This is a genomic window from Pirellulales bacterium (assembly GCA_036490175.1).
Classification (GTDB): domain Bacteria; phylum Planctomycetota; class Planctomycetia; order Pirellulales; family JACPPG01; genus JACPPG01.
This window is the reverse complement of record DASXEJ010000225.1, coordinates 1-1718: the sequence shown is the minus strand read 5'-3', so window position 1 is coordinate 1718 and position 1718 is coordinate 1. Positions and strand designations below refer to the sequence as shown.

At 61.5% G+C, this 1718-nt stretch carries 2 protein-coding genes; both read right to left on the bottom strand.

The genetic code is table 11. From position 1 onward, the window contains the following. Nucleotides 1-195 (bottom strand): hypothetical protein (locus tag VGG64_16210; GenBank protein ID HEY1601147.1); only part of this gene is annotated, 195 nt, incomplete at its 3' end. Nucleotides 196-489: 294 nt separating this feature from the next. Beyond that, entirely contained in the window at nt 490-1353 is an 864-nt protein-coding gene (gene larE / locus VGG64_16205) for an ATP-dependent sacrificial sulfur transferase LarE (protein HEY1601146.1), read from the bottom strand. Between the last annotated feature and the right edge of the window lie 365 nt (nt 1354-1718).

Below are 1718 nucleotides of genomic sequence, written 5' to 3'. Positions count from 1 at the left end.
GCCCAGGTTCGGAGCTACGTAGCCCGGACCGCCAAGATTTGCACCAATGAATCCAGAGCCTTGATCTGCTACCTGCACCACGCCGCCGTTGATGCGGATGTGCCAGGCGAGGGCATCGGGATTGCAGGCGAACATGGCCAGGTTGTCTAGCACTTGCTGGAATTGCACATCCGATATCGTGCTGGCCTGATTCACCGTCCGACGTCCCAGCCGAGAGCTCGTGCAACCACAACAAACGAGCACGACCAGCGCGCAAGTCCCCCCGCACCAGTGCGTACCCTGGGCCGCCGAGGATCGCGGTTTGCCGCATCGTGCCATTGAGAAGCGCCATCATCGAGGCAAGCTAACGAAACCTTGTCGATAGCATCGACAATTCCGCCACGTTTGTTGATGGAAAGCCGGCCAACGGCACGGCTGCGCGTGATGCCTGCATTGCTAGCATCGCGTAGCAGAGCAGGAGATAGGCGCTGCGCCCGAGAGGCTGCGGTACTAGCGCAGCACGCGCAGACTTTCGACCGGCAACACTTGATTAAGACTTCCCGAGCGGAAGCCTTCCAGGTCGAGCGTTACGTACTTAAAGCCCAAACGCTTCAGCTGCTCGACCAGCCGCGCGCGCGTGTCGGGCTGTGCCAGGCGCGGCAGCGCATCTAGCGGCACTTCCAGCCGGGCCAGGTCCCCTTTGTGGTAACGGACGCGCAGCTCGCGTAGATCCAGCTCACGCAGCAACGCTTCGGCCTGATCGATCATCGCCACGCGCTCGGGCGTTACTTGCTCGCCATAGGCGATCCGACTGCTAAGACACGGGCTGGCCGGCTTGTCCCACACGGGCAACGCCCAATGGGCCGCCAGTTGACGTACTTCTTCCTTGGAAAGCTCGCATTCCAAAAGCGGGCTGCGCACTTGATGTTCGGCGGCAGCCGTCATGCCGGGCCGGTGGTCGCCGCGATCGTCGAGATTGGCGCCATTGAGCACCGCGGCTACCCCGAATCGCTCGGCTACGCCGTCGAGTTGCGTGTAGAGCTCTGTCTTACAGTGGTAACAGCGGTCCGGCGCATTGGCCAAATACGCGGGGTCCGCGAATTCATCGGTCGGCAGGATCTCGTGCCGAATGCCGATCAATTGGGCCAGCGCGACGGCCTCTTCCAATTCGCCCGCCGCCAAGCTGGCACTTGTGCCCGTGACCGCCAGCGCCTTTGGGCCGAGCGCGACTTGCGCGGCTTTGGCAACCACGGTGCTATCGACTCCGCCTGAAAATGCCACGGCACAAGAACCGAGATCAGCAATGAGAGCTAACAGCCGGTCCCGCTTCTCTAGGAGCTGCGGCGAAAGCTTGGAAGGCGAATGCTGGAGCATGGTCACACCTGCGCACGCCACCGTTTACGGCCGGTCTCAACGATTACCGTCCGTCGTCGTGCGCAAAACAGAAAAGCCGCAGCACAACGCTGGACGACCGTCAGCGCGATACCGCACAAAAAAAATCCTCCACCGCAATGCCGTGGCGACGCGGTTTTCGAGAGCCCGCATTCCAACATGGGGGTGGCCTCGATCTCGGGTTGTGTGATCCGAGCGTTGGTTCCGGACATGACATCCGGACGCCGGCTATACACGCGGCCGAAATCTAACGAAATTGGCACCCAGCGGACTTTCTTATCGGCTCCCCAAAATAAGACGTCTCAGCACGAGCATGGCAGAGGGTGACTTCGACTCCCAACCCGACG

Coding starts and splice junctions, on each gene's coding strand:
- larE (HEY1601146.1), bottom strand. CDS start 1,353: ATGCTCCAGCATTCGCCTTCCAAGCTTTCGCCGCAGCTCCTAGAGAAG.